This window comes from Marinilabilia sp., assembly GCF_016278715.1.
Lineage (GTDB): Bacteria > Bacteroidota > Bacteroidia > Bacteroidales > Marinilabiliaceae > Marinilabilia.
Map to the genome: position 1 here is coordinate 1 of NZ_JADQBH010000048.1, position 19,984 is coordinate 19,984.

The 19,984-nt window shown below is 43.2% G+C and carries 13 protein-coding genes and 1 tRNA gene; 9 read left to right on the plus strand and 5 right to left on the minus strand.

What is annotated here, in order from left to right; genetic code table 11:
• Together QZZ43_RS03375 and QZZ43_RS03380 are read right to left on the minus strand one after the other, a co-directional pair.
• Positions 1–322, minus strand: a 322-nt coding sequence (locus tag QZZ43_RS03375; protein WP_291856258.1) for a pectinesterase family protein, incomplete at its 3' end; no start/stop codon positions are given.
• 7 nt (positions 323–329) lie between these two features.
• A complete protein-coding gene (locus QZZ43_RS03380) occupies positions 330–1,304 on the minus strand; it encodes an alpha/beta hydrolase (protein ID WP_291856260.1) in 975 nt (324 codons plus the stop codon).
• A 279-nt stretch (positions 1,305–1,583) separates the two neighbouring features.
• On the opposite strand from QZZ43_RS03380, the gene QZZ43_RS03385 reads away from it, so the two are divergent.
• Positions 1,584–1,656 (plus strand) — tRNA-Arg (locus QZZ43_RS03385).
• Positions 1,657–1,759: 103 nt separating this feature from the next.
• On the opposite strand, the gene nagB is transcribed toward QZZ43_RS03385, so the two are convergent.
• Positions 1,760–3,706, minus strand: coding sequence for a glucosamine-6-phosphate deaminase (nagB, locus tag QZZ43_RS03390; RefSeq protein WP_291856262.1), 1,947 nt, complete (start codon positions 3,704–3,706; stop codon positions 1,760–1,762).
• Between the two features lie 416 nt (positions 3,707–4,122).
• Between nagB and QZZ43_RS03395 the strand changes: the two genes are divergently transcribed.
• Entirely contained in the window at positions 4,123–4,851 is a 729-nt protein-coding gene (locus QZZ43_RS03395; RefSeq protein WP_291856264.1) for a FadR/GntR family transcriptional regulator, read from the plus strand.
• Between the two features lie 91 nt (positions 4,852–4,942).
• On the opposite strand, the gene murQ is transcribed toward QZZ43_RS03395, so the two are convergent.
• Entirely contained in the window at positions 4,943–5,776 is an 834-nt protein-coding gene (gene murQ / locus QZZ43_RS03400; protein WP_291856266.1) for an N-acetylmuramic acid 6-phosphate etherase, read from the minus strand.
• A gap of 40 nt (positions 5,777–5,816) precedes the next feature.
• The gene (locus QZZ43_RS03405) at positions 5,817–6,653 is read right to left on the minus strand and encodes an ATPase (RefSeq protein WP_291856268.1); all 837 of its coding nucleotides are present in this window, start codon (positions 6,651–6,653) and stop codon (positions 5,817–5,819) included.
• 543 nt (positions 6,654–7,196) lie between these two features.
• Between QZZ43_RS03405 and QZZ43_RS03410 the strand changes: the two genes are divergently transcribed.
• The 7 genes from QZZ43_RS03410 to QZZ43_RS03440 form a co-directional block, all read left to right on the plus strand.
• Entirely contained in the window at positions 7,197–10,259 is a 3,063-nt protein-coding gene (locus QZZ43_RS03410) for a hypothetical protein (RefSeq protein WP_291856270.1), read from the plus strand.
• Positions 10,260–10,313: 54 nt separating this feature from the next.
• The gene (locus tag QZZ43_RS03415; protein WP_291856272.1) at positions 10,314–11,795 is read left to right on the plus strand and encodes a glycosyltransferase family A protein; all 1,482 of its coding nucleotides are present in this window, start codon (positions 10,314–10,316) and stop codon (positions 11,793–11,795) included.
• Between the two features lie 48 nt (positions 11,796–11,843).
• Entirely contained in the window at positions 11,844–12,794 is a 951-nt protein-coding gene (locus tag QZZ43_RS03420; RefSeq protein ID WP_291856274.1) for a DUF4922 domain-containing protein, read from the plus strand.
• A gap of 5 nt (positions 12,795–12,799) precedes the next feature.
• Positions 12,800–14,134, plus strand: a complete 1,335-nt coding sequence (locus QZZ43_RS03425) for a SpoIID/LytB domain-containing protein (RefSeq protein ID WP_291856276.1) — start codon at positions 12,800–12,802, stop codon at positions 14,132–14,134.
• 13 nt (positions 14,135–14,147) lie between these two features.
• Entirely contained in the window at positions 14,148–16,610 is a 2,463-nt protein-coding gene (locus QZZ43_RS03430; protein WP_291856278.1) for a glycoside hydrolase family 9 protein, read from the plus strand.
• A gap of 137 nt (positions 16,611–16,747) precedes the next feature.
• On the plus strand, positions 16,748–18,589 hold the full coding sequence (locus tag QZZ43_RS03435) for an MFS transporter (RefSeq protein ID WP_291856280.1): 1,842 nt from the start codon (positions 16,748–16,750) through the stop codon (positions 18,587–18,589).
• A gap of 215 nt (positions 18,590–18,804) precedes the next feature.
• On the plus strand, positions 18,805–19,984 hold a 1,180-nt coding region (locus QZZ43_RS03440; RefSeq protein ID WP_291856282.1), incomplete at its 3' end, for a family 10 glycosylhydrolase.

Below are 19,984 nucleotides of genomic sequence, written 5' to 3' on the forward strand. Positions count from 1 at the left end.
AAAAGGTACTGTTTCGTCCTTTGTTGATTTTTTTGAAATGGTCGTCCCAACGGATAATGGTTTTTTCTTTACTCTCGCCAATGATTGACAGGCGCGTATTGAAGGCAGGGACTTTTATTTTTTCACGATAGACCCCGTTCTTTACAAAAATGGTTATGGGTTGGTCGGGAAACGACTTGGTGCTGAAAATAGCTTCCTGTATGGAAGTGAAATCCCCGCTGCTGTCAAGCGCTACGGTGATGCGGGTTTCATAGGCATAAGCCGTGGATGTAAAAATAAAAATGAGTGTGGTCAGTAGGAGAGTGTGTTTGAATGAAGTCATCAGGATGTTATTTTTTAAGTGTTCTGTCAAGAAAATTGCTCATGAGTTCAACGGTGGGTTCAAACCAGGGGTAAAACAGCCAGAATGGATGGACTTTTACCGGGAACGTGTGAACCTCATTATAAATAGAGTGTTGGTTGAGGATTCCGATTAATTCGTCCTGCCCCGAATGGAACCTGGGAAAACCGCTGTTGAGAAAAAGCATGGGCGGAGCATTCTTCCCTGCATAAAAAATTGGAGATGCTTCTTTCCATACTTGCGGTTTCTCATGATAGAAACCATTTAACCAAATCACATCGGCCGAGTTTCTATTTCTTGGTTTGTTGAGAGAGAGGGGAGCCAGAAAATTCATGGATCCGTCAACGACAATAATTGCCTGAACGGTGGTGGAGTCTTTATTATACCCCTGATTCCCTTCAAATTTTTCAACTCCCGGGGTCAGACCGATAAGTGCAGCAAGCTGTCCACCTGCGGAACTTCCGGAAATAGCAATTTTTTCAGGGTCAATGTCGTACTCTGTTGCGTGGGCTCTCGTCCACCTTAAAGCTGCCTTGATGTTGTGAACTGCTGCCGGATAAAGCGCTTCGGGCGACAGTTGGTATTCTACAGTGATGGTTACATAACCCCGGGCGGCAATTTGTTGTGCCAGCGGAATTTCCATGGATTTGTCGCCTGAACTCCAGCCACCTCCGTGAATCAGGATAAGTGCAGGCAGTTTTTTGCTTCCTTCGGGGCGGAATAAATCCATGTGTAAATCCCGGTCGCCATATGGGGTGTCTTTCAGGGTGGCGTAAACTAAATCGCGGTGTTCCACCACGCCATCTGGCAGGTTCTCGGTTACTATTTGGGCAACAGGATAGACATTTTTTATTTTATTGTAAGCCGAATGAAAGGTGAATGTGGTATCGCGTGGAATGGTTTTGTTTTGTGCTGTTGCATTGACAGAAAATACAATAAGCAGCAGGATGCAAATATGTTTCATTTGTTTGATGTTTTTATTGAATTACTAAGCCCAATAAATCTTTGGAATGCCTATTTAATAAATTGTAAAGTCTACTTTTTTTGATGCAATAAAGATAATATAGTTTGAAGGGTGTTAATACTGAAAAGTTATTCCATTTGGGGGGATATTTTGTTTTTTCAGAGGCTTTATTGTGGATTTCAGTTTCACAGGAGGAATAAAAGAGGCAAATTATTTTCAGGTGAAAAGCGAAACGACTTTGAGCAGACCGCAAAAAAAACTATCTTTGCCGCGCAAAAAGGTCCCGTAGTTTAACTGGATAGAACGTAGGATTCCGGTTCCTATGGTGGGGGTTCGAGTCCTCCCGGGATCACGAAAGGCCACAACAATCTTTTTTTATTGTTGTGGCCTTTTATTTACTGTCTGTACCAGTCAGGTCAGTTGTTTTACTGATTTAAACTGAATCGACGGTGTTTTTATTTTAAAAATGAGTCTTCATCATTGAAGGGGTATTTGACAAATGCTTCAATGGCTTCATACTCTGTAAGCCCCAGTTTATCGTAAAGTTTGGCAGTGGTTCGGTTTCTTGCCTCAGCTCGTTGCCAGAATTCACGGTTGTCTTCTCCCGGAAATACCGGGAAGTCTTTTTGCGATTGGTGTTTAAAAATGGCTTTTCGTTTTCTTTTTAATTCGTCCGGACTTATGGGGATTGCCATCTCAATATCTTCAACGTCCCATTCCTGCCATGCGCCGCGGTACAGCCATATATAACATTCATTCAACCAGGAATCTCCATCAGCTTTAATTCGTCTGATTGCCTCGAAAATTATTTGGAGGCAGACTTCATGTGTTCCATGTGGATCCTGCAAGTCTCCGGCAGCAAAAATCTGGTGTGGCTGTACTTTTCTGAGAAGATCTACTACGATTATTACATCTGCCTCCGACATCGGTTTCTTTTCCACCAGGCCGGTTTCGTAAAAGGGAAGATAAAGGAAATGAACATTCTCTTCTTTTACTTTGCAGAATCGGCATGCCGCTTCCGCTTCCCCCTGGCGGATTAATCGTTTGATGTTTTTTACATAAGGTGTATCAATGTCATCAGACTTTTTCGTCCTCAGGAAAGAAACCAACTCCTGATGTGCTTTTTCATGTTCCGGTTTGAGATTATTTTGACTTTTCATTAAATCCACCGAAAAAGAGGAGAACCGAAGGGCATCATCATCAAAAACTGCAATATTCCCGGAGGTTTGATAGGCCACATGTACATCATGTCCCTGGTCTACCAGTCTTAACAAGGTTCCTCCCATGGAAATAACATCATCATCGGGATGAGGACTAAAAATGAGCGAATGTTTGACTGCGGGTTCCGGCCGCTCGGGCCGGGTTTTTTCAACTGCACCAGGCTTTCCTCCTGGCCATCCGGTGATGGTGTCACTAATCTGTCCAAAAACCTTAATGTTTAAATCGTAGGCGCCATCGTAAAGTGCCAGAAGGTCGAGGAGGCCTTTTGCTTTGTAATCATCATCGGTTAGTTTTAATATGGGCTTTTTTAGTTCCAGACTGAGCCATATTACTGCTCGTTTAACCATTTTTGGGGTCCAGTTGACCATTCCGTATATCCAGGGAGCTTTCGTTCTGGATAATTCGGTTGTTGAATCATTATCTGCAAAAATGGTGACATTATCATGGAGTTGAAGGAATGAGGCGGGAACCTTACTTGTTGGAGGTTCTTCAATCATCTTTTTCAAAACCAGGGATTTATTTTTGCCCCAGGAGGCCAGAACAATTTGTTTGGCATTGAGAATTGTACTAATTCCCATTGTTATTGCCCTCATAGGCACGGCTTTTTCGTTGCCGAAATCTTTTACTGCATCAGCAATTGTGATGGGGTCCAGCTTTACCAACCGGGTGGTGGAATTTATTGCAGACCCGGGTTCGTTGAATCCAATATGTCCCGAACGTCCGATTCCCAAAATCTGGAAGTCGATTCCCCCATAATTATTGATTGCCTTCTCGTATTTCGAACAAAACTTCTCAACTTTGTTTATCTCCAGGGTTCCATCAGGAATATGGATGTTTTCCTTCGGAATGTTTATGTGATCAAACAGGTGTTCATGCATGAAACGGACATAGCTGTTTTTGTTGTCCGGTGCAATCGGGAAATATTCATCCAGGTTAAAGGTGACCACGTTTTCGAAACTAAGATGCTCCTCCTTGTGGAGGCGTATTAGTTCCTGATATATCATTACTGGTGAAGACCCAGTGGCGAGGCCTAAAACTGTTTTTTTGCCCTGAGCATCTTTTTCCCGGATAATCTCTGCAATTATTGAGGCAATTTCTATTGCTCCTTCCTCTTTGGTTTTTACAATTTTTAAAGGAATCTTTTCAACAGGTTGTTCCGAAAAATGAATGGAATGATTCATAGTCTTATTATTTTATTTGTTATTTGGATGTGAATTCCGAAAAAAGTTCTTTGTTTTAAGTTTGTTTGGTTTCAAATCAAAAGCGGGTATAGATAAGGCAATGTAGTCATACATCTGATGTCGTTTAAAAGCAAAAGTTGTGTCATTCTCTGCAAAAACGAAAGAAAAGATCTATATTTGTATGTTTTTTTAATGTGATTGGTGCATTCCTCTATGTTTTTTAAGTTTCAGAAAGTTGATTTTCTTTTTTTGAGGTTTGCTTTTTGAAAACAATTCTCATATTTTAATCCTTGATGCATTGGTATGCAGGATTAATTCCTTTTATGGATTGTGGCCAGGGGAAACATTGGTGCAATTTTCCGGGTTTCCTTTAGCTTCAGACTTATTATTTAGTGTATTCATTATAATTGGTTTAAATGGACGATATTTTTAGTAAAATAGGAACCACCCAAACTCTTAGTCAGAAGATTGAACGAAAGGTTGAAGAAGCCATCCGGCAGAAAAAACTTCTTTCCGGAGCTAAGTTGCCTTCTGAAAAAGAGCTTTGCGGACTTTTTGGCGTAAGTAGGACAGCTCTTCGTGAGGCGTTGAGACGATTGAGTGCCCGGGGCCTTATTGAAATTCGCAAAGGCAGCGGAATGTATGTGTCCGAAATTAAGATTGAGGATGCTATAAAATCTCTTAACCTTTATTATGACCTTAGTTTTGATTCCGATCTTATTTCTCAGATAATTGATGTTCGTCGTATTTTCGAACCTGAAATTTCCCGTCTTGCAGCCAGAAACAGGACCGATGATGATATTAAAATTCTGGAGCAGGTGATTGAAGAACTGGAAACTTGTGATCCGGACAATACTCAGCAGGAAGTTGATACCATTAACCGATTTCACATGAGTCTTGCAAAGGCAACCGGAAATCCCATCATAATAATTAGTCTGGAACCTATATATTCTCTTTTGCCCCGTATGCGAAATTTTATTTATGCCAATGTGGAGGGGGAGAAAGAGTTTACTATTGAGGCCCAGAAAAAAATTCTGGAAGCGGTTAAAGCCAATGATGAAGATGCCGCATTTAAGGAGACCGAAAAACTTGTGATTAGGAACCATGAAGTTTATGACCGGTACCTTAAAAAAGTATTTAAGTAAATCCTGTGGCTTCATTTCTGAGAAATCATTTTATCGGACACACCAAAAACTTGCCTGACCGCCAGGCAAGTTTGTATTATCCGGGCTTAATTCACCCGCTTGTTCTTTTAAAAGCATCGATGGCTTTTTTTACCGAGCCATTCTGGATTAGTAGATTTTGTGCCTCTTCTTTTTTTAGTCCCAGTTCCTCCATCAGCATCCTGGTACCTCGTTGAATTAGTTTTTTGTTATTCAGCTGCATGTTCACCATTTTGTTGCCTTTAACTTTTCCAAGTTTAATCATCAGGGTGGTGGTAATCATGTTGAGGATCATTTTCTGGGCTGTTCCGGCTTTAAGGCGGGTACTGCCTGTAACAAATTCCGGCCCTACAATAGCTTCTATTGGAAATTCAGCTGCTTTGGCAATTTCAGAATCGGGATTGCAGGTAATACATCCGGTTAGCAGTCCGCTTTCTCTGGCTTCACGAATTCCACCAATCACATAAGGGGTTGTTCCTGAAGCTGCAATTCCAATTACGGTATCCAGTTTATTAATTTTGTATTTATTTAATTCCTGCCAGGCCATAAGTGGATCGTCTTCGGCATCTTCTACTGCTTTTCTCAGGGCAATATCCCCTCCGGCAATTAATCCGATTACCAATGTGTCGGGTACTCCAAAGGTTGGCGGGAGTTCTGAGGCATCCAGAACGCCTAACCGACCACTTGTTCCAGCTCCCAGGTAGAACACTCTTCCCCCTTTCTTCATTCTTTCAACAACCCGAACAGTTAGTTCTTCAATTTGAGGCAGTGCTTTTTTTACAGCTTCATGAACCTTCGCATCTTCCTGGTTAATACTGCGAATCAGGTCGGCGACTTCCATTTTTTCAAGGTTTTGAAATATGGAAGGTGATTCTGTAATACTTAATGTAAATTTATTATCCGACATTTTGTTTGTTCTTTTTGAGGTGTTTGACTAGTAAATGAGATTATTTGAGATGAAAATCAATTAACCCGCTTATCGGATCTTTTATGATTTTTCCAAGTTTCAGATGGTGCTTTTTTAGCGCGGTATCCAAAAGGTCGCTGAAGAAAAAAGCAATGCTTCCGGTAAAGTGCACGGGGAGTTCCCGCACCATTTTATATTGAAGCACATTTCGGGTGATGAATTCATCAAAGGCATTGAGTACTAAATTTTGGAGTGACGGTTCCCTTTTGTTTTCGGATATGAATTTTGTGAATTCTGCTGCATAGCGATTTGGAAAAGGTTTCTTGTAAATGTTTTCTAGAATCTCAATGCTGTCTGTCCTGTATTTTCTGAAAAAACTCTCTCTTACATTTCCCGGGAGTTGTTTTTTCAGAATATCTGAAAGTAACTTTTTGCCGATGACGGCACCACTTCCTTCGTCACCCAGAATAAAGCCAAGAGGAGAAACGTTTTCTACCACTTCTGATCCATTATAATGACAGGAATTGGAGCCGGTTCCTAAAATGCAGGCTATTCCTTCTGACGTGCCACACAGGGCATGAGCTGCTGCCATAAGGTCGCTTTCAACTTTGAGTGTGTTGGCATTAAAGAAGTTGTTGAGCGCCCCGTATGCAACTTTACTTATGACAGGGTTGGCACATCCTGCACTATAAAAATAAATGGCTTCGAAATCTCTTTGGGATGCTTTGAAATCTGTTCTCAGTGCGTTTACAATGGTAGACTCATCCTGATAAAAAGGGTTAATTCCAGGTGTCTGAAATAATTCTTTCTTTCCTGACTTGGGTTCCAGGAGGCACCATGTTGTTTTGGTTGATCCGCTGTCGGCTACTAAAATCATAATGGAATGATGTATTATATGTTTTAATTTTTTGGTTTTTATTACTTTTATGCTTTTCAGAGGTTGGGCCCCTCCGATGTATTAATTTCGTTAAGAGTCCTCATTTGTTCTCTTTGTGTTGAACGCAAAGGTACAAAAAAAGTTTAGTTTTTGATATCATATAAGATGTATTACAAATTTTTGTTTCTTGAAAAATTGTTTCTACATTTGAAAACCAAAATTGACAGTCCTTTCCTGCAAATCGGTTCTTGAAGGCATAAAGCGCTCATAGTCTTGGGTTTGTGAATTGCATGGATGAATAGGTGTTGAATTGGTTGGTTAATTTGTGTCAATTTTTGTCAACGTCACGACTAATGTTGGTTTTTTACTGGAAAGTGTATGATTAGTAAATTGGGAAAACCGATTACTCAATAAAACCTTTTTGGAAGTCTGATTAAGCACATTTACTGGAAAATGGGAAAATGCAAAATGTTTTTTATATAAAAATGCAAAATTTTAAAATGCACTATTGCTGATATAAAGGTTTATAAAATTGAAGAACAGATGAAGAGTCTTTTGGTATTTAAGTATATTTTTATTCTGGCTGTTTTGTTGGTTCAACCTGATTTGCTTTTTTCTCAAACAGAGAAGCAGGAACAGAGGCTGGCGGGAAAGGCTTTGAAAAGAATTCAGGAAGATGCTGATTTGTTTCGTTCCTGGCAGTATATGGGACGGATGTATGTTGATTCGGTGGCTGTTGATACATCTGGGGAGAAATTAAATGTTTTTCTTTCTCCCAATGTTTCTATGGTTCCTGTTAGAGAGGCCTGGATAGCTTCTTTGAAGTACGTCATTAAAGACCTTGTCGGACGACGTTTTAGAGATTATGAGATTCAGTTTTTTTGTAAAGATAAGCCATTGGAGAGTTATGTGCCGGTGTTTTATAGAGAGCAGCTTCTGCTTGATTCCACAAGAATTAAGGGTTCAGGATTAAGAACTCCACTGGTGAAGAAGGCAGATGAACCCAGATATAAAAGAGGATTAAGTAATAACAATATTGCTCTTTGGGCCAGTCATGGTTCTTATTACGAATTGGAACTGGATCGTTGGGAGTGGCAGCGCGCCAGACTGTTTGGCACTGTTGAAGATATTTATCCTTTTGCTTTTACGCGTAATTTTCTGGTACCTATGCTTGAGGATGCAGGGGCCAATGTCTTTCTGACCCGCGAAAGGGATACTCAGGAGCACGAAGTTATAGTTGATAATGATGGTTCTACCCATGGTAGTGATCTTATCACAGAAGGTGACGGGAAATGGGTGCAATCAATAGATAATGGTTTCTCCATTGCGGACACTTTGTTTAAAGGTGACAATCCCTTTCAAACAGGTTCTTATCTTCAAAGCTCTGCGAATCTGGAATCCTCGGCAAGAATTACCTATGTTCCCAATATTCCTGAAAATGGCGAATATGCTGTTTATGTTTCATGGGCAAAAGTAAATGAGGCCCTGGATAATGTTCCTTATCGCGTAAATCACTCAGGTGGCAGCACTCGTTTTTTTGTGAATCAGCAAATGGGGTACGGCACCTGGGTTTTTCTTGGCACTTTTCACTTCAGCGAGGGCAGTGATGAATCATCAGGAAGTGTGATTATCGAAGTTCCGCAGAAAGTTTCCGGAATAGTTACTTCCGATGCGGTTCGTTTCGGTGGAGGAATGGGTAATGTAGCCCGGCGTCCTGAAGATTTATACGTTAAAAGAAAACGATCTCTGAATGATAACACTCCGGATAGTTCCGGGATTCAAACAAATAATTCGGTTGATTATTCCTGGAAGCTAAGTGGTAAACCCCGCTGGATGGAAGCTGGAAGATACTGGATGCAATATGCCGGAATACCCGACAGCATTGTTTACAGTCTGAATGAAAGTAAAAACGATTACAATGATGATTACCAGTCGCGAGGAGAATGGGTGAATTACCTGATGGGAGCCCCGGACGGCCCTACCACAGCACCTGAAGTCCAGGGATTGAATATTCCGCTTGATCTGGCTTTTGCTTTCCACACAGATGCAGGAACAACCCCCGATGATTCCATAATAGGAACCCTTGGTATTTACAGCACTGCGACAGATTCAGGAGAATTTTATGACGGGAAATCCCGAATGGCCAGTCGTGACCTCACGGATTTGATTCAGACTCAGATAGTCTCAGATATAAGGCTGACCTTTAATGATGAATGGACAAGAAGAGCAATGTGGGATAAACAATACTCCGAAGCCTGGCGGCCAAATGTTCCGACAATGTTGCTGGAATTATTGTCACATCAGAATCTGGCTGATATGAAGTATGGCCTGGACCCTCGTTTTCAGTTTTCTGTTTCCAGATCCATTTATAAAGGGATGTTGCGCTTTCTGGCTTTCAGGGAAGGGCGTCAGGCAGTTGTAAAACCACTGGCTCCAGACAATCTTAGGTTGGAGCGAATCGAAAACCGACGCGTCAGAATTAGCTGGAAACCTGTAGCTGATCCACTGGAATCGTCTGCCGTGCCTGCGGGGTACAAAGTTTATCAACGGGTTGGTGCAAATGGATTCGACAATGGGGTGTTTGTGGAGGATACTTCCTTAGTTGTGGAACTTCCGGAATGGGAAACCATCTATAGTTTCAGGGTAACTGCAATGAATGATGGTGGTGAAAGTTTTCCCGGAGAAACGCTGGCCGTTTCTTTACGGTCATCTTCGGATGAATTGGTGCTGGTGGTAAACGGCTTCGACCGTGTGGGGCCACCTGCTTTTGTGGATGGAGAAAGTGCAGGCGTGGCCTGGTGGGACGACGAGGGGGTTCCCTGGCTCCGGGATCTGAGTCATGTGGGAAAACAATACGATTTCGATCGTTCATCTCTATGGCTGGATGACGACAGCCCCGGACATGGTGCCAGTTTTGCTGATATGGAAGGGAAAGTAATACCCGGAAACAATTTTGATTTTGTTTTCACCCATGGTAAGGCCATACATAATGCCGGGTATTCATTTATCTCGGTAAGTGATGAGGTTTTTGCTTCAGATAATTTTGATCCTGCACCTTACATAGCTGTGGATCTGCTTTACGGTGAGGAACGGGGTATTGAGCCATTGTTCCGCTCAGGCAAAAAGGATTTCAGGGTTTTTAATCCTGGAACAAGAGAAACACTTAGAAAATATTTGTCGTCGGGAGGCAACGTTTTGGTTTCCGGTGCTTATATCGGAACCGATCCGGCGGAAAATCAGGATACGGCGACGGTGGAGTTTTTAAAGGAGTTTTTGCATTACCGTTGGATGACCAATCATGCTGATAATGTGGGGGCTTTGAAGGTGACGGATGAAGCTTCGTCGATGTTTTCACTCTCTCTTAACTATAATGTCGAATATGATCCGGATATTTATAAGGTGGAAGCTCCCGATGGCATTGAGCCGGTTGGCGACGACGCTTTTCGAATTTATCGCTATCAAAGTAATGGTGTGTGTGCCGCTGTAGGGTATTCAGGGGCTTTCAAAAGTGTGGCTTTAGGCTTTCCTTTTGAGACCATTCCATCGGATGAAGAGCGGGGCGAACTGATGAAGCAGATATTAGCTTTTTTCAAGAAGGCGGAGTAAAGTATTTTAGGCTTTACACAACACTATTTTGAAACAATTAAAAAAGAACAAGATATGCATAACAAAATTTCATGTTTCTTGCCGGTTGCCGAACCGGCCGATCTTAAGCAAACCATTGATGAGTTAAAAGCGGTTGATCTGGTGGATAGTATTTTTGTGATGACTACCCCCGATAGTAAAGTGACACAATTGCCTGAGGGTGTTGACTTCTTTGAAGTGTCTGCGCTGAACTCAACAGGCATGGTAAAGGAGATGGCAAAAAGAGCGAAAAAGTCGTCGTATGCATTGTTGTACACCAAGTCGCTTCCGTTAAAATTGGGTTCTTTGTCACTTGAACGTATGGTTCAGGCGTCGGATTACACCCGCGCCGGAATGGTTTACTCCGATTATTTTGCTCTGAAGGAGGGGAAAATGACGCAAACCCCTGTGATTGACTATCAGGATGGTAGCCTTCGGGATGATTTTAACTTCGGGTCATTGCTTCTTTTTCGTACAGAGGCGATAGCAGAAGCTACCGGGAAAATGAAAAACGATTACAAATTTGCCGGACTTTATGACCTGCGTCTGAAGGTTTCCCAAAACTCCAGGCTTTTTCGTTTACCGGAATTTCTATATACAGAAATGGAAACCGACACCCGTAAATCGGGAGAAAAGATCTTTGACTATGTAGATCCTAAAAATCGTGCGGTTCAGGTGGAAATGGAACAAGCGTGTACGGAGCACCTGAAGGCAGTTGGTGGCTATCTGGAGCCTGATTTTAAAAAGGTTAAGTTTGATGAGGCTGATTTTCCGGTGGAAGCATCAGTAATAGTTCCTGTTCGCAACCGTGCCAAAACTATTGAAGATGCAGTGCGTTCGGTTTTTACGCAGAAAACATCCTTTAAATTCAACCTGATCATCGTAGATAATCACTCTGATGACGGTACAACCGATATATTAAAAAATTTGGCAGCCGAAGACGATCGTCTGGTGCATGTAATCCCCGAACGGAATGACCTTGGCATTGGAGGTTGCTGGAATGTCGCCATTATGCATGATTCGTGTGGTAAATTTGCGGTTCAACTTGACAGTGACGATTTGTATGCAGATGATTTGGTCCTTCAAACTATTGTGGATGCATTTTATGAGCAAAACTGTGCCATGGTGATTGGTTCTTATCAAATGGTAAACTTTAAACTTGAAGAGATCCCTCCCGGATTAATTGATCATAAAGAGTGGACTCCGGATAATGGCAGAAACAATGCCTTGCGCATCAATGGACTTGGAGCACCGCGTGCTTTTTACACCCCGGCCATCAGAGAAATTCGGGTGCCTAATGTGAGCTATGGAGAAGATTATGCGGTGGGATTGGCAATTTCCCGTGATTTTCAAATTGGACGTATTTATAAATCATTGTATATGTGCCGGCGCTGGGATGATAATTCCGATGCGTCTTTGGATGTTGTTAAGATGAATAATCATAATTTATACAAAGACAGGGTGAGGACAATGGAGTTGTGGGCCCGCATGTCAAAGAATTTGAATTCTAAAAAGTAACCCGATTCAGGTTCATAAGATTCATTAGCTATGTTGAAAGATGTTTCCATGAAAACCCGTTTACAGGATGACGTTAATCACCTGATTGATGAGCAGGTGGTTAACTGGCCATTGGCCAGACAGAATTATGATGGATTAAAAGAAGTTAAGACTCGTTCCCTGGAATTGTTGGCTTGTACTGAAATGAGAGTGCAGTTTAATCCGGGACGAATAAAGTCTTCAGCAGCCAAAGTGGATGCTAAATCTATTAAGGAGCGCAAATGCTTTTTGTGTCAGGAGAATTTACCTCCCGAACAAAATTCTGTGCTCTTTAAGGACTATCTTATTTTGGTTAATCCTTTTCCCATCTTCCCAAGACATTTAACGATACCTCATGTTCAACATACCGACCAGCTCATTTCAGGACGAATTTCTGATATGATGATGCTGGCCCGTGAACTTCCAGATTTCGTTATCTTTTACAACGGACCCAAATGCGGGGCCAGTGCACCGGACCATTTTCATTTTCAGGCGGGAAATAAAGGTTTTATGCCCATTGAGGAAGAATTTCTTTTTCATCCTCGGAAATCATTGTTGACAGACCGAAATGGAGCCCGTGTGTTTAGTATTGAAAATTACCTTCGTAAGACCCTGGTGTTCGAAGGGGAAAACCTGGATGAAATAGAAAGCTTGTTTTCTAAGGTGTACCGGTTTTTGGATGCGATACAGAAAGATGAAGAGGAGCCGATGTTAAATATCTTGTGCTCCTGGGAGAACGGCTTTTGGCGGTTGTTTGTTTTTCCTAGAAGAGGGCATCGCCCCCGACAGTTTTTTGCCCGGGGAGAGGCACAAATTGTTTTAAGTCCTGCATCTGTGGATTTTGGTGGGGTACTTATCACTCCCAGAGAAGAAGATTTTAATAAGCTGGATGAACACCTGGTAAAAGACATTTTTGAACAAGTTACGCTCTTTGACTCTGACTGGCCTTTGGTAAAGAGGATATTTAAAAAATTAATCTGAAGAATATGCAACCAAATATAGAAGTAGGGGTGCTTTTTGCTCCCGAGTTTTCATTTTTTTTGGATGGTGCCTATAAATTGAAAGAAACGGGTGCGGTGTTTCAAGGCAAAGGGCAGGCTCTCCTGAAAGATGAGCAGATTGTCCTTTCCGTAAATGGAGAAACCATTGCGGCCCATTTTCCTGTGGAGTTGGAACCCGTGAATTTTAATGAAGCCTGTTTTGAACTCAAAGATGTGGTCATTGGCATTAATTTTCATTGGGAGCGAAAGGAAGATCAACGTTTCAAGGGGGCTTTACGAATTATTTGTGAAGACGGACATTTAACCGCGGTCAACAGATTGCCAATGGAGGATTATCTGATAAGTGTGATTTCCTCCGAGATGAGTGCCACTTCATCGCCTCAGCTACTCCGGGCTCACGCAGTTATTTCGCGTAGCTGGCTGATGGCACAGAAGGAAAAGGAACAGAAGTTGAAAGAGAGTGGCAACTACGAAACCGTCATAGAAAAGGAGGGAGAAAGAATTAAATGGTACGATCGTGAAGATCATCTGAATTTTGATGTTTGTGCTGACGACCATTGTCAGCGGTATCAGGGCATTACCAGGGCTTCAACCAAAGAAGTGGAGTCTGCCATAGCCGATACCTTTGGAGAGGTGCTGACCTACGACAACGAAATCTGCGATGCCCGGTTTTCTAAAGCATGTGGTGGTATTGCCGAGGTTTTCGAAAATGTTTGGGAGCCCCTTAATCATCCTTATTTAACAAAAGTGATTGATAATGATTTTACACCTGACGGTTTTAAGCTGGATTTGAAGGATGAGGTGGCGGCCGGGGAGTGGATAACCGGAAATCCACCGGCTTTTTGTAATACACAGGACAAAGAAGTCCTCTCGCAGGTACTCAATGACTACGATCAGGAAACTGCCGATTTCTACAGGTGGGAAGTAATCCTGAGTCAATCAGATGTAAAAAGGCTGCTGAAGAAGAAGATTGGTCTTGATTTGGGAGATATCATCGATATGATTCCTGTAGAACGTGGCGAGTCAGGTCGCTTGGTTCGTCTGAAGATTGTTGGTACGGACGGAACGCTGACTATTGGTAAAGAGTTGGAGATTCGAAAAGCATTGTCCGAATCGCACCTCTATAGTTCGGCCTTTGTGGTGGAAAAAGAAATCGGTAAAGGAGATGTTCCCGTGTCGTTTAAACTTGTGGGAGCAGGTTGGGGGCACGGTGTTGGGCTTTGTCAGATAGGTGCTGCGGTAATGGGTGCCAAAGGTTATTCCTATCAGGAAATTCTGAACCACTATTTCAGAGGGGCTCAATTAGACAAACGTTATTAAAACTTTCCCTGCTATGAAAATTAGAAGGTTGATGATCTGGTCCGTTTTTATTCTGTTCTTTGCTTTGCCGGTGCAGGGCAAAGGATGGATTCGGATTAATCAGCTGGGCTATCTGCCTCAAACACCCAAAGTGGCTGTGATGATTGCCGATGAGCATGTTTCACCCGGACAGTTTCAGGTGAAACGCGCGGCTACCGATGAGGTGGTTTTCTCCGGCCACAGTATGGTTGAAGATGGCGCTGTATGGGGGATGAATGCTGCTTTCCGGCTTGACTTCTCCGCGGTATCCTCTCAGGGTGAGTATTATATTGAATTGGCAGAATTCCGGTCTCCTCAATTTCGGATTTCAGAAGATGTTTACGATGGCACTGCGGATTTCTTGCTGAATTATATGCGGCAGCAGCGCTGTGGGTACAATCCGTTTCTGAACGACAGCTGCCATGTTCATGATGGGACTATTGTAGATCATCCCGAAAAGTCAGGTGAATACATCGATGTTCACGGAGGGTGGCATGATGCTTCTGATTATTTGCAGTACACCAATACCTCAGCCAATGCTGTTTTTCAGCTGTTATTCGCTTATAGGGAAAACCCTGAAGCTTTCAAAGATTTTTATGAAGGCCATGGGCAAAAAGGAGCCAACGGTCGTCCCGATGTTTTGGATGAAGCCTTATGGGGCCTTGAGTGGCTCATGCGTATGAATCCCGCACCAGGTGAGATGTACAATCAGATTGCCGATGACCGCGACCATGCCGGATTCCGCTTACCCAATAGGGATTCAGTGGATTACGATGTTCCTTTCGGACGACCGGTCTATTTTGTCACCGGAGAGCGTCAGGGTTTGGGTTCTCATCTGAATCGTACCACCGGGGTTGCTTCCACGGCGGGAAAATTTGCTTCTGTTTTTGCTATGGCCAGTGAGGTATTGAAAGATGAAAATCCAGCACTGGCCTTAGAGTTGCTGCAAAAATCCAAAGATGCTTTTCGTTTTGGAGAACAATTTCCAGGTGCTACACAGACTTCCTGCTATGTCTCGCCCTATTTTTATGAGGAGCAAAATTATGTGGACGACATGGAACTGGGGGCTTCAGCGCTGGCCGTTGCCGATAGTGACAGTGCGGAAAAATGGCTGAAGGCAGGCGATTTCTGGGGTGAGGTGGAACCTGTTACTCCCTGGATGGAACTGCACGGTGCCCGGCATTATCAGTTTTATCCTTTTGTAAATGTTGGGCATTACCTGATGGCCGGCATGGGTGACGAGGTAATCAAGAGAAAATACACGGGATTTATGAAAAAAGGTCTCCGGGCTTTGGAGAAGGAGGCTGCATCGGATCCCTTCAGAATAGGGGTGCCGTTTATCTGGTGTTCCAATAACCTGGTGACTGCCGCGCTGACGCAGGCCCGGCTTTATCACGATGTTTCGGGTGATGACCGGTTTCTGGAGATGGAAGCTTCCCTCAGAGATTGGCTGTTTGGCTGCAACCCCTGGGGAACTGCCATGATTTGTGACCTGCCTGGTGTTGAGGATTCCCCAACACAGCCTCATTCTGCTTTTCCATTATTGTTGGAGAAAAATACTACAGGAGGTTTGGTTGACGGACCTGTTTACAAAACCATATTTGAAAGTCTGCGGGGCGTTGGTTTGCTTGATTCAGATGAATATGCCCCTTTTCAACACGGCAAAGCAGTTTATCATGATGATATTGGGGATTATTCTACCAATGAACCCACCATGGACGGTACTGCTTCTTTGGTTTATTATCTTTCGTCGATGGAAACTTATAAGTCCTCTGTTTTAAACCATGACGAACAAGGTGCAGTAGTACGTTTTGATACGATCAGGCCTCAGATTTACCTGGTTTTTCCTGCTGATGAGCATTTCGAAGGAGCTTCGCATGTATTGGATGTTTTGGAAAGTAAAGGTGTAAAGGCTTCCTTTTTTCTTACGGGCAAATGTTTGAAAGAAAGAAGAAACAGACGGGTGATTGAGCGAATTGTGGACGCAGATCATTATCTGGGTCCGCATTCCGACAACCATTTGTTATATGCAGATTGGCAGAAAAGAGATTCACTGCTGGTTTGCAAACAGGTGTTTGAACAAGACCTGCGCAGGAACCTCAAAAAGATTGAAAACGCTGGAGCATCGGGGGATGAGATACGCTGGTTTCTGCCACCCTACGAATGGTATAACAGTAAGATTGTTTCATGGAGTCGGGATATGGGATTGGAAGTTGTGTCGTTTACTCCCGGCATTGGAACAAATGCAGATTACACGACTCCCTCTATGGCCAATTACAAAAGCAGTGAAGAGTTGTTGAGGCGTTTGTGGGAGTTTGAGGAAATAAAAGGACTTAACGGCGCTGTATTATTGGTGCATCCGGGGGTTCATCCGGAGCGTGAAGATAAATTTTATAATCATTTGGGAAATATCATTGATGAGTTGCGTAATCGTGGCTATCGATTTGAGAAAATGTAAAACAAACTATTTCATTGACCATCTGAAGTTAATGGGTTGTCTTGATGCCTTAAAAGTGGGGCTCAGTGTTTCTGATTTGTACAAAATTATAAATGGGTTCGACAATCTGTTGCCAGGTCTTTTAAAAATCTGTTTCTATGGGTTCAAAAAACCGTTCACCCTGGAGTTGGGTGCCATCTCTCTATTTTGCGCAAGGAATTCCATACGTTATTGTGATGACTGTTTCGGTCATAATGTACAAGCGGCTTGGGATATCTAATACCGATATTGCGCTGTATACCAGTTGGCTTTATCTGCCCTGGGTAATAAAACCGCTGTGGAGTCCCGTGGTAGATATGATGAAGACAAAGCGCTGGTGGATTGTTGTAATGCAGATGCTGGTGGGGGCTGGTCTGGCAGGTGTTGCCTTTACAATCCCGGTGCCTGATTTCTTTCAATACACCCTTGCTTTTTTCTGGTTGTTGGCCTTTAGTTCAGCAACCCATGATATTGCTGCCGACGGGTTCTATATGCTGGCACTTGATGAGCATAAACAGGCCTATTTTATTGGTATTAGAAGTACTTTTTACAGGGTGGCTATGATTACCGGACAAGGGCTGTTAATTATTTTGGCAGGTTTTTTTGAGACTTATACCGGTCTCGATCCTGTTGAATTTAGTGTGCATGCACGGCCTGAACTTCCGGCACAGATCGAGGTGCCTGAATTTGACCGCCAGGTGGAAAGTGACGAAATGGCTTTTATTCTCACCAGTGTTGAGCTTCATATTCCAACCCGGAAAGTTGATCCTGTAACGATTGACAGCATCAGACAATGGGCTGTTAAGCAGAACCTTCAAAATGGGTTTGTTACTCCGGAAGGAACAAAAAAGGTGAAACGGGAAACCGGATGGTTTGCAAATAATGTTTCGGGTCCATTGAAGGAGAATTTGAAATCGGCCTTTGGTCGTGAAGAAGTGGTGGAATCTTCCTTGAACCCCGGAAATATTGGCCTTGTGGGCGTGAGGCTTACCCATTCTCCCGGAGAGGGAGAAGAAGTGCCCCTCAATACCGGGATAAGGAAAGGCGATGAAAGCATAAAACTAATTGAAGGAGAGCGAGTTGTGGTGACTGAAGCCAACTGGCAGGAGACTGCCTGGATAGTTATTCAGCTCGATTCTCAGCTTGAAGGTCGTTCTACAGCTTTCTACGTAGGGCGTTCCGGAAATATCCCTCTGGCCTGGAGCATTACTTTTGTGATACTGGCCGTGTTGTTTTTGGTTTTCTTTGTCTATCATCGTTTTATTCTGCCGCGTCCTGCATCAGATAAAGCTGTTGTTCAGGAGGAAGGGGAAAATATGTTTTCCGAATTCTTCGCTACTTTTAAGTCATTTTTCCAAAAAGAAAACATCGGACCGGCTTTGGGTTTTATGCTCTTGTTTCGGCTAGGAGAATCGCAAATAGTGAAACTGGCTTCTCCGTTTATGTTGGATGCCCGTGAAATTGGGGGGCTTGGACTTACTACGGGGGATGTGGGACTTATCTATGGCACCATAGGTATTCTGGCGCTTACATTGGGCGGTATTCTTGGTGGGCTGGTGGCCTCAAAGCATGGACTTAAAAATTGGTTGTGGCCTATGGCTCTGGCCATGAATCTTCCCAATCTGGTATTTGTTTATCTCTCCTACGCCACACCGCAAAGCATGTGGCTCATCTCAGCATCTGTTGCCGTGGAACAGTTTGGATATGGTTTCGGGTTTACCGCTTACATGCTTTATATGATTTATTTTGCTGCAGGTAATCACAAAACTGCGCATTATGCCATATGTACGGGGTTCATGGCCCTGGGAATGATGCTGCCCGGCATGATTTCGGGTTGGATTCAGGAAATAGTGGGTTATCAGAACTTCTTTATTTGGGTTGTTATCTGCACCATTCCCGGATTTATCGTCCTGAAATTCCTGAAAATTGATCCTGCGTTCGGTATTCGAAAGAATGAGTAATGATAGTCGAGGTAAAGGTTGAAACTGAGATTAAGAAGTTATCCTAAACACAACCCCAAAATTTCCTTGTTAAAAAAGACTGTTGTCCGGAAAAAACTTTTTTTGAGAAGAGATTGCTTCGCTTTGTTCGCAATATTACGTTATGGCGAGCACAGTGAAGCAATCTTTAAATTTTGACCGGACACCAATATTAAAAAACTTACATCCATTTTTCCATGTTACGAAAAACAGCTTTTTTATTTACACTCCTGCTTTTGGCTGTATCGCTTCAGGCAAAAGAGTATCCTAAGCGTGAAATGCGCGCCATCTGGATTGCCACTGTAGCCAATATTGACTGGCCTTCAAAGCCAGGCTTATCTGTAGATATGCAACAGTCCGAGATGGTTGAGCTTTTTGATTTAGCCAAGGAATATAATCTAAATACCGTAATCTTTCAGGTTCGTCCTGCTACCGATGCATTTTTTCCATCCGAACTGGAGCCCTGGTCACAGTGGCTGACGGGTGAACAGGGAAAAGCACCGGATCCTTTTTACGATCCACTTCAGTTTGCCATCGATGAATGCCGAAAGCGTGGGCTCGAAATACATTTGTGGTTGAATCCCTACCGGGCAGTAGTGGATACTGCCAAAGCATCCATCTCGGAGAAGCATCCCATAAACAGTCATCCTGAGTGGTTTGTGACATATGGTAAAGCCCGTTATTTTAATCCAGGGCTCCCCGAAACCCGTGACCATGTGGCCACAGTGGTGGCTGATGTGCTGAAACGTTATGCAGTGGATGCCTTGCATTTTGATGATTATTTTTATCCTTATCGCATAGCAGGAGAGGAGTTTCCTGATCAGGAGGCATTTGAGGAATTTCCTCGTGGTTTTGATGTTGATGAGAAAGAAGACTGGCGTCGTGACAATGTGGATTTGATAATAAAGCAATTGCACGACACCATTGAGGCTGTGCGGCCTACCGTTGCTTTTGGTATCAGTCCGTTCGGTGTGTGGCGCAACCAGGCGGATGATCCACGTGGCTCAGCAACCCGGGCAGGGCAAACAAATTACGACGATTTGTATGCCAATATCCTGAAGTGGCAGAAGGAGGGCTGGATTGATTATATCACTCCCCAGATTTACTGGCACATTGGTAAAGAAGTGGCCGATTATGCCATTATTGCCGACTGGTGGAGTCGAAATGCACTGGGCTGCCGGCTCTATGTGGGGCAGGCATTCTATCGTATCGACAGAAAATCCAATGACCGGGAATGGAAGTCGGCCCGTCAAATTATCAGACAGATTAACCTGAATCGAACCTATCACAATATTGACGGTAGTATGTTTTTTAGTGCTAAGTCGCTGAGAAATAATCCCCGGCGCCTGAAGGAAAAGTTGCTCCGCCGGCCCTATC

Bases quoted from the DNA above. Each gene is read 5' to 3' on its own strand.
- QZZ43_RS03430 (WP_291856278.1), top strand. From the start codon at position 14,148: ATGAAAATTAGAAGGTTGATGATCTGGTCCGTTTTTATTCTGTTCTTT.
- QZZ43_RS03425 (WP_291856276.1), top strand. From the start codon at position 12,800: ATGCAACCAAATATAGAAGTAGGGGTGCTTTTTGCTCCCGAGTTTTCA.
- QZZ43_RS03395 (WP_291856264.1), top strand. From the start codon at position 4,123: ATGGACGATATTTTTAGTAAAATAGGAACCACCCAAACTCTTAGTCAG.
- QZZ43_RS03415 (WP_291856272.1), top strand. From the start codon at position 10,314: ATGCATAACAAAATTTCATGTTTCTTGCCGGTTGCCGAACCGGCCGAT.
- nagB (WP_291856262.1), bottom strand. From the start codon at position 3,706: ATGAATCATTCCATTCATTTTTCGGAACAACCTGTTGAAAAGATTCCT.
- QZZ43_RS03435 (WP_291856280.1), top strand. From the start codon at position 16,748: ATGGGTTCAAAAAACCGTTCACCCTGGAGTTGGGTGCCATCTCTCTAT.
- QZZ43_RS03420 (WP_291856274.1), top strand. From the start codon at position 11,844: ATGAAAACCCGTTTACAGGATGACGTTAATCACCTGATTGATGAGCAG.
- QZZ43_RS03380 (WP_291856260.1), bottom strand. From the start codon at position 1,304: ATGAAACATATTTGCATCCTGCTGCTTATTGTATTTTCTGTCAATGCA.
- QZZ43_RS03405 (WP_291856268.1), bottom strand. From the start codon at position 6,653: ATGATTTTAGTAGCCGACAGCGGATCAACCAAAACAACATGGTGCCTC.
- QZZ43_RS03410 (WP_291856270.1), top strand. From the start codon at position 7,197: ATGAAGAGTCTTTTGGTATTTAAGTATATTTTTATTCTGGCTGTTTTG.
- murQ (WP_291856266.1), bottom strand. From the start codon at position 5,776: ATGTCGGATAATAAATTTACATTAAGTATTACAGAATCACCTTCCATA.